Below are 8,394 nucleotides of genomic sequence, written 5' to 3'. Positions count from 1 at the left end.
TTATATTAGATTTACTATCTAGGGTATTTTGTTTTGGATGGGGAAAGGAGTCCCGGAGCGGGTAGCGGTAGGCAACCGGTAGGGCGGCAGTTGTTTCCTTTCTCTTGCTTGGTACTGTTGCTGTTGATTTAAGTCTCGAGCAGGTTGGGGTTCTTTAATTTAGTTCTTTATTTATTTTTCGTTTAGCTCTTATAAGAGTACTCTTACTAATTCCAGTCATGTTTTCTACCTCTTTATATGAATGGCTTTTCAATAGCTTTAGAGCATGTTCTATTTGTTTTTTACTGTATTTATTGGGGCGGCCTTCTTTAAAGTCATCACGTTGTTTAGCAATGGCTTTACCTTCTCGTGTACGTTCCACGATCATATCTCTTTCGAATTCGGCAAATCCACTCATTATTGTCAGTATTAATCTACCAGTTGGTGTATCTTCAATCAAACCCATATTAAGAACATGAACTTTTATTCCTTGCTTAAATAATTCCTTGATAGTGTGAATTGCATCTTCGGATGATCGAGCAAAGCGGTCTAGTTTAGTGACTACTAATGTGTCACCTTGTTTAAGTAAAGAGAGCAGTTTTTGGAATTGTGGGCGGTTTGTCTTAGTACCGGTGAATTTTTCTGAGTATATTTTATGGCAACCTTCTGCTTTAAGTGTTTGTAATTGCGACTGTAAATCCTGATTAGCTGTACTTACTCTTGCATAGCCGTATTTCATTATGAGTTGTCCCCTTTTATTTTTTTACTTATGACACTAAGTTATGACACCTTCTGATATATTGATAATACTGTATCGATAAAATGGTGTCAATACTCATAAGTTATGACACTTAAAGATATAAAAAAGACTGCCTTGTGTGGGATGGATAATTTCCATTGCAAATTGTACTTGTCTACAAAATGATGATTGTTAACATAAAACACATTATTGGCAGCAAAAAAGGATCTCTTAATGGAAGATCTGTTTAATTTTTTATTAAATTAAAGCACCTTTTACTTACTCATTTCCTTTTTTAAAGCCAATTTTTAAAAAAAATACAAAAATATGAATATATTTTTCAAATATTGATCAAACTGTTACCATAACAATTTAAATTTAAAGACTTTAATAATCTTATAGAAAGAGGAGAGGATTTTACATGGCTTTAATACACGCGAAAGTAAAAATTATAGGAACAAAACCTTTATTTTTTCATGTATTCACAACAGAAACATTATCTTTAGAGCGTCGAGAAAGAACAGGTGTGGCTGGTAATGACCCTGAAGAATGGAAAAGAACATATACAGCAGATGAAGATGGTCGTTTATATGTGGATCCTTCTTACGTTTTTGGCTGTATGAGAGAAGCTGCTAAACATACAAAATCAGGTCGTGGGTCTATTCAATCGAAATTATCAGCGACGCTTCAAGTGCTATCAAATCGCGTTTACTTTAACTCTTATTTACCAGAAGAAATTACTCAAGATGAAAATGAACCGGTTTATCTAGATATTCGTTCTGTACGAAATCCTTCTACAAAAGGGCGTAATGTTCGTTATCGTGTGGCTTTAAGTTCAGGATGGGAAACGGAATTTGATATTGTTTGGGATAACACATTGGTTGCTACGCATCAAATTGAAGCTGTGTTGCATGATGCAGGAATGCTTGTTGGTTTAGCTGATGGTCGTTCCATTGGATACGGTCGATTTGAGGTACTATCTGTTGAAACTCAAACTTTCGAAGAGTACAAAAATAGTCTTCCAACTCAAACTAAAGGCAAGGGAAAAACCAAGAAGGTTGGTTAATAGGTTTTATTATGCCTAAAAAACGTCAACCCAAAGAAATTTGGATGATTACACGCGAGAGAATCTGGTTAAGAGATAATCAAAGATGCGTTCGTTGTAAAGTTCTTGTAGGGTTGAACAAATGTCATATTGACCATATTAAAAGTGGAAAATTAGGAACAAATGAAGATAATAACTTGAGAACGCTCTGTATTCGTTGTCATGTCTTACGAGCCGATTTAAGACATTCCGGAATGAGAGCTAAGGCTATTGCTAAAGGGATTATTCCTCCTAATTGGAGATCACTTGTATGGGAAGACCATGAATTAGATAACGAAACATAGACGTTACATTATCGTATTGTCTATGTCCGATAGGAGATTGTCCACCCTATCGCTGATGAGTTAGGACTGTACGGTAAGGTGTGGAGAGGTCTGGTGAGGTGCGGTACGGTAAGGTGCGGTACGGTCTGGTGCGGAGAGGCAAGGTGAGGTGCGGTACGGTAAGGAACGAAACAAAGGAGAAACTTAATGTATTTTCCTTTGTCTAGTAAGAATTTGTCCGACTTGCTACTGATGAGTATTGGACTTCACGGTGTGATTAGTCGCGTTGGGATGTGATAGGGTATGGATTGGTACATATAAAAACACTGATCTCATATATTTATCCTACCAATTTACAAAGCTAGAAATCGAGTCAATCCCGGAATTTAGCCATTTTTAGCCGAATTCCGGGATTTTCATGTTGGAAAATAACCCGAAAAGCACCTTCAGAAAATAAAAGTACGATCTCCCATTTTCTCTTGTTTTGTCCTTTAGCTCAATAAATTTATTTTACATAATTTAACAAAGGTGATATGTGAATTCATCCATTTTTATGAAATTAATGTTTGACAAAGAGGTTGTTAATCGTTTAGAATTTCTTTAGAAAGCATTTAGAATGAAATTAGAAATTCTATAGGAAAACTAAAAGGGGATAAAGTTGAATTTACTTTAAATATAAATTTATAAGAAATGAGGTTTGGGAAATGGCAACAAAGTTTTTTCCTGAAAGATTAATTTATGTTCCTGCCACAGGTGGGCATCCACCATTAACAGAATATCGTGTAGGAGTTGGTCTTGAGCATTGGACTACACCAGTTTTAGTAAAGAAAACTCAAATGGTATATGAAGGGAAGATCAACGGCCGAGTGGCTCCTTCATTCCCAGTTAGAAGTCAATATGATGAAGAAGCTGTTCGTTTAGCTATGGAATTATTAGATAAAGAAGAAGGAACTAATAATCCAAATCAAAAAATTGTAGTAACCGTTTCTGCATTAAACGAGCAATCTAAAGAAAAAGTAGAAGATGAACAAGAAGATTATATTCACAATTTTTATTTAGATTTAGCTCCTCCAATGACTATTGTTAGTGTCGGGATTAAAGCTACTCATGTAATTAAAGAAAACTTGATAGGGATAGTATTTACAGTAGATTTCTCATATGAAAAATGAAAATGGCTAATGCTCTTTTGAAGAGAGAGCATTAGCATTTTGAATTTTACAAGTTTACTATTTTATTATTTTATTATTAATCTTGATAAGATATTAATAAAAATGTAGATTAATGTTTATTTACATAATAAGGGGGAATATGTCTTTGAGATACTCAGATATAAAAGTTGGATATGTATATTTTGCTGATTTAAATCCAGTACGGCCGTATGAGTTTGGAGATAATCATTTAAGTATAGTGTTAAATAAGGGTAAAGATAAAAGGACAGTAACTATTGTTTCTCTTACTTCGAAAAAATCTGGTGTAGGGGAAAATAAATTAAATATAGGGGTAATACCAAAATTACCTAAACGCTTAGTTCAGGATAAACATGGGAATTCAATTCCTTCCTATGTTGTTTTAGATCAAGTTCGAACGGTAGCTGCTAACCGTATCCAAGAGGTAAAAGACGGTAAAAATCCTGATGGTACTGATAATTTTATTGAATGTCCAATTGATCCCTCTCTCTTTGGAGAAATAGTTCATAAGTTAGCAGATTTAAGAATTTCTAATTTAAATGATGTTGATGCTATTGGTGAATATCATAAAAGTAATTTTTTTCACTACTGTGTAAATAAACTAATTAATTTAACATATAATGTTATTAACGAAAGAGGAAATGTTGCTGAGACAAAAGAGGAAATAAGACATTTTTACACTAATGTTTTAGCAATAAAAAAGGATTTTTCGATTGATAATTATTTGAACCAACAGGATATACAGCATAAGGTATCAGAAAAATTAAATGATATTGTTTTAGTACCAGTGAAATAGGTTAAAATATTGACTTTATTATTATTTTTGATATATTAAGGTTAGAAGAAGTAGCATTAGGTAATACTAATTGCGAAAGAGCTGTGATGGCTCAACATTAGAATTTAGGGTTGTGATGACCCGAACCATAGTTATCGAGCTGTGATGGCTCAACATTAGAGAGACTCTTCTGTAAACAGAAGGGTCTTTTTACTTTTTAGCGGCATTTTTAATGTTATTAATGGACCCCACTGGGTGCCGACAAAAACTGATTTTTGTTCTTGATCAGCAGTAAGGTTCGTCAGATCGGTGGGAAAAAATCTGAGATGTTTCAAGTGTACGTCTTGTAAAAGGATGTACCTTCATTTATTAGACAGAAGATGCAGGTAATATCGTTTTGTGCAGCTATTACCTTGGCCTCGTTTTCCCCCTAACCTTTGAAAATACAGTAATTTCATGCATGTAAGCAGAAGAGTTAATAAGTTATAGCAATTTATCATTTCCTTTGTTTGTTATGAATTGAATATGAGTCTCTTATATTGTTATTACAACGATAAGAGGAGAGATTTTATATGGAATTATTTACGTTGGCTGAAGTGGCTGAAGTACTGAAGATATCAAAGCTGGCGGCATGGCAGCATGTGAGGAAAGGGAATTTGAAATCATATCGAGTCGGTAGACAACATAGAGTTTTCCCTCAGGATCTACAAGCCTTTATTAGAGGGGAGGAGGCAGCTGAATGACAACAATCGTAAACCAGGAACTGTATTCCTTTGAGGAACTAAAATCTATCTTAGGGGTCTCAGCCCAGCAGCTGTTTAATATCGTGGCCAATCCAGCAATCAGTAAAATGACTATCGCCAACAGACTTTACTTCGACCGTAGTACGGTCCGAGCACTTTCGATGAGGGAGGATTACTAATGGTGAATTTAACGATCGAGCAAGTAAGCAGAGTACTTACGGATAGATTTGGGATGTTCTTTACATCTGGGGGAATTAAGAGTCTCGTAGAAGGACAGTTTCTCGGGAGAGTGGCAGCAGAAGAGGACGACAGGCACTATTCCTCTGTGGGCTGGCGTGTGTGCCGACAGTCAGTTATCCAGTATTTACAGAGTAAAGGATTTGCAGAGCAAGAGATTAATAAAGTATTGTCGCTCTAAGCGTGCTGGGGGTGTGCGTCTATAAGTTCAGGATTGAACATATGTGCCGTTCCCCTGGTGTTTGGGGCTGGTTTTGGAGATTGCTGTTCTGAGACAGAGTCCCGAAATCCCATGTAGGGCGAGCAAGTGTTATAGGTCGAATTGCGAGATGTCATGTAGGGCGGCAGATCTTATAGGTCACCTTTGCTAGTTTTATATTGGGAAAAGTGAGGTTGAAACAACCTTTTGGCTTTAAGGGTGCCGTTCCCATCAATAAATTAATAGTATCTTTACCCGTGGTTACTAGGAGAACATGTTAAAAACTAGCCCGTGTAAGAGCGGTGAACACCGTCAGAGGGTGAAACAATTCCCAGTATTACACCGTCGCAGTAGCCTTTGGCTAGGTGGCATGACAGAGTTATTTTGAATATACGTGGTAAAGCTGCACCTGGGCACGTTTGAATGTCATGAAGATACCTCAGGATTAGTTCCTTAATATCGCCATCCCCTTTACAGGGGGGTGGTATGTTTCCTCGAATTAGTACATTTCTCAACCAGTAAACCAACAATAATAAAGTAATCAATTAAAATATCGAGGCGAGGTACGAGCCTCCGTAGTGAGCGGAGCGAACGGAGAATACAGGTAAAGTTAATTAATAATTGGTGTTCGAAGAACTACCTGCAGTAGTTCTTCTCCACGATGCTCCTGCGTCGCATCTATAATTTCTTTTCTCTCTGTAAAATGTTTTGAGGGAGTAAGATGTGATATCATTCTTAGCCACCGCTGATCACGCCGAGGGCAGTATATAGGATGCGGCAACACTAAACTCTAGTATTTTATTCTAAAGCGCTCTATGCCCCCTTTAAATGCTTCTCAGGAGGCTCTGGTATGAGACTAGTATCTTTTATGCCCTCCGTTTTATAATTAAGTTTAGGAGGTGTTTTCATGAAAATTAGAGAGCTGCTGGAATTAACCAGGATCATGCCATTGGCTACCATTGCAAAGGAACGTCTGTCTATCGGTGAAAAACCAACTCGTGAAGCACTTAAAAAGGCTGGCTGCTATGCTATTAGTGGAAAAAGAGGCTGGTTTTATGACGGTGCTGAAAGTGTGCTGGAACAGTCTATATATGATTATTCTTCTTCAAGTAAAAGAAAAGCTAAGGCTAAAAATAGTGAAAATACTAGTATAAATGATAGTGAATTGAAAGCTAGTGGAAAGCAATTAAAAACCGAGAAAATAGCTTTTACAAGCAACCAGATTGTTGCTACAAGCGAGTTAGATACTATTGATAAGCTGTTACTAAAAAATGAAGGTGATAGTGAGCGAAGAATTTACAGAGGGTTTTATTGGGATAAAGACATTATTGACTTCCTAGATAGTGTGAAGCATGGCAATAAAAGTGACTTAATGAACGAAATTGTGAGAACTATTTTAAAAGCAAAGGGGTTAATCAAGGGAAACTAAGAGAAACTAAGAGAAACTAGGGTTAACCAGGGTTAACTAGGGGAAACTAAGAGAAACTAGGGTTAATTAGGGTTAACTAGGGGAAACAAATGTTTACATTCCGCAACTAAATCAACTATAATGAACTTAAAAATGTTACTAATTGAGACAAAACTGTTTGAAAAACAAACAAGGATAAAAAAACTCAGGTGTTGGTAGCACCTAAGTTTTTGAGAACATGATGTAATTGTGGGTTTTACCTTGCCTTATTGCTTGTGGTGAGTGAATTAAATAAGGTATTTTATAAAACTGTTCTGATTTGGTAGATTAGAACGGTTTTTTCTTGCCTTTTTTCTTGCCTTTTTTCTGAGGTGTATTAATTCTTAAAATTAAGAATACAAAACCTGTGTCTTTAAAGGCATCTGATTGAACTAAATCTATTAAGCTAATAGCTGTATCAATTAAATCTATTATTTGCAAAGTAGTGTTTCCTCCTTCCATTACTATTTAAGGAAGGATTGCCCATACATCTGTTCTAAAATGTATTATAACACGGTGCAAATATGTTTTGCTACTCGATAACGGTCGAACATGTCTGATCAACTCTAGGTTTTAGCTGATTAACAAATATGATATAATTAAAGGTTGCTTATTTTATAGATAAATCGACTGTTTTATGGTGGGATTTGAGGCTTTCTATGTAATTATTTATGCTGTTTATCATAGACGAAATTGTACGAGATCTTTCAGATAAACAGGTACTTATTGAACATCACATACTACTCCTATTGCAGCAGTACACTGATATCGTGTAAGCCGCCTTCGCTAAATTTTTACCCACTATGAAGTACAGCTTAATGAAAAAATTAGTATTTTTGTTGATTTACCAGACTTGTAGCAGTAGAATAATAGATAACTTAATTCGAACGGAAATGAAAAAAGCCATCCCATATGTTAAGAGTCCTACCTCCTAACGGAATGACTTTAATCTTTAACCTAGTGTCCTACCACTGGTTAATATGTTAGCCCTGAAGCCACAGGGCTAAATAGATACACTTATTATAAGCCCAAGGATACTTTTTTTCAACTAGTATTCACAGTACTATTTATTTAATATAGACGGGGTTATAAAGGCGATATCTCTTATTAACTTGTAACGGTGACAGGTTAATAAGAGATATCGTCTTTTTTGTATTCTGTTCACTAGGAGTTGCCGATAAACCTAGTAAAATATTTCGTCAGGTACTGACCCAGCCAACGCCATAAAATGGGGATAGGATAGAATAACGGTGTTCCCTATTACACTACTATCTGAATAGTGAAAGCTACTTTAGTGCTGTCGTTAGGAAGGGTAGACGCTTACGAGCGTGTAGGACAAGTCATAAGTAACTAGTTGTACTTTTCTGAGTTCCCGAAGAAGGGATATGGATTAACCAATTGAAAAGCCAAAGCGTAAGGTTGGGGGCTAAGTGAAACTGTCAGGGCTACTTGAAACAGTAGACTTGTTTAGAAGAAATTCTTTCGTTAATAGGGATACACTGCGGATACCTCGTAATTCCCAGATTAAGTATGACGAACTACTACTTACATTGACGATTTTCTTTATTTTCGTCTTTGTAGGTAGTCGTTCTATGCCTTACGTTGTCCTCGTATCAAACCCGATTAAGTCAAAAGTGTAAAACCTTGTCTAGTATAATTATCTAAAATAGTTAAAAAATCGTTTGTAAAGATAACAGAAATTAAGAGAAAAAGGATTAAA

The 8,394-nt window shown here is 35.9% G+C and carries 12 protein-coding genes; 9 read left to right on the top strand and 3 right to left on the bottom strand.

Annotated elements, in window-relative coordinates; translation table 11 throughout:
- Positions 1–154 precede the first annotated feature (154 nt).
- Positions 155–718, bottom strand: a complete 564-nt coding sequence (locus BFA01S_RS19135; RefSeq protein WP_066234617.1) for a recombinase family protein — start codon at positions 716–718, stop codon at positions 155–157.
- 421 nt (positions 719–1,139) lie between these two features.
- Here BFA01S_RS19135 and BFA01S_RS19130 point away from each other — a divergent pair, with 421 nt between their 5' ends.
- The 7 genes from BFA01S_RS19130 (at position 1,140) to BFA01S_RS19105 (ending at position 5,209) form a co-directional block, all read left to right on the top strand.
- Positions 1,140–1,784 (top strand): hypothetical protein, encoded by a 645-nt coding sequence (locus BFA01S_RS19130; RefSeq protein ID WP_174521612.1) that lies wholly within the window; start codon positions 1,140–1,142, stop codon positions 1,782–1,784.
- A 44-nt stretch (positions 1,785–1,828) separates the two neighbouring features.
- Entirely contained in the window at positions 1,829–2,107 is a 279-nt protein-coding gene (locus BFA01S_RS19125) for an HNH endonuclease (protein WP_328014458.1), read from the top strand.
- 683 nt (positions 2,108–2,790) lie between these two features.
- Positions 2,791–3,255 carry a hypothetical protein gene (locus tag BFA01S_RS22605; RefSeq protein ID WP_066234611.1) on the top strand — a complete coding sequence of 155 codons (465 nt, stop codon included), beginning with the start codon at positions 2,791–2,793 and terminating at the stop codon, positions 3,253–3,255.
- 145 nt (positions 3,256–3,400) lie between these two features.
- Positions 3,401–4,069, top strand: coding sequence for a type II toxin-antitoxin system PemK/MazF family toxin (locus BFA01S_RS19115; RefSeq protein ID WP_235843074.1), 669 nt, complete (start codon positions 3,401–3,403; stop codon positions 4,067–4,069).
- 551 nt (positions 4,070–4,620) lie between these two features.
- Positions 4,621–4,791, top strand: coding sequence for a helix-turn-helix domain-containing protein (locus tag BFA01S_RS22115; protein WP_082800083.1), 171 nt, complete (start codon positions 4,621–4,623; stop codon positions 4,789–4,791).
- A complete protein-coding gene (locus BFA01S_RS19110; RefSeq protein WP_066234605.1) occupies positions 4,788–4,970 on the top strand; it encodes a hypothetical protein in 183 nt (60 codons plus the stop codon). The genes BFA01S_RS22115 and BFA01S_RS19110 overlap by 4 nt, the downstream gene beginning before the upstream one ends.
- Positions 4,970–5,209, top strand: a complete 240-nt coding sequence (locus BFA01S_RS19105) for a hypothetical protein (protein WP_066234602.1) — start codon at positions 4,970–4,972, stop codon at positions 5,207–5,209. The genes BFA01S_RS19110 and BFA01S_RS19105 overlap by 1 nt, the downstream gene beginning before the upstream one ends.
- Before the next feature lie 628 nt (positions 5,210–5,837).
- Here BFA01S_RS19105 and BFA01S_RS23535 read toward each other — a convergent pair.
- Positions 5,838–5,960 carry a hypothetical protein gene (locus tag BFA01S_RS23535; protein WP_268874892.1) on the bottom strand — a complete coding sequence of 41 codons (123 nt, stop codon included), beginning with the start codon at positions 5,958–5,960 and terminating at the stop codon, positions 5,838–5,840.
- 174 nt (positions 5,961–6,134) lie between these two features.
- Here BFA01S_RS23535 and BFA01S_RS19100 point away from each other — a divergent pair, with 174 nt between their 5' ends.
- Positions 6,135–6,656: a hypothetical protein gene (locus BFA01S_RS19100; RefSeq protein ID WP_066234597.1), complete on the top strand. Its 522-nt coding sequence runs from the start codon at positions 6,135–6,137 to the stop codon at positions 6,654–6,656.
- Positions 6,657–6,962: 306 nt separating this feature from the next.
- Here the strand turns inward: BFA01S_RS19100 and BFA01S_RS22600 are convergent, their stop codons facing one another.
- A complete protein-coding gene (locus BFA01S_RS22600; protein ID WP_156483917.1) occupies positions 6,963–7,115 on the bottom strand; it encodes a hypothetical protein in 153 nt (50 codons plus the stop codon).
- Positions 7,116–8,104: 989 nt separating this feature from the next.
- Here BFA01S_RS22600 and BFA01S_RS22595 point away from each other — a divergent pair.
- The gene (locus tag BFA01S_RS22595; RefSeq protein ID WP_156483915.1) at positions 8,105–8,314 is read left to right on the top strand and encodes a hypothetical protein; all 210 of its coding nucleotides are present in this window, start codon (positions 8,105–8,107) and stop codon (positions 8,312–8,314) included.
- Positions 8,315–8,394: the final 80 nt, after the last annotated feature.

It is taken from the genome of Metabacillus fastidiosus NBRC 101226, from assembly GCF_001591625.1.
Classification (GTDB): domain Bacteria; phylum Bacillota; class Bacilli; order Bacillales; family Bacillaceae; genus Metabacillus; species Metabacillus fastidiosus.
Note: the sequence above shows the minus strand (reverse complement) of the source record. Positions and strands in the feature narration are given on the sequence as shown.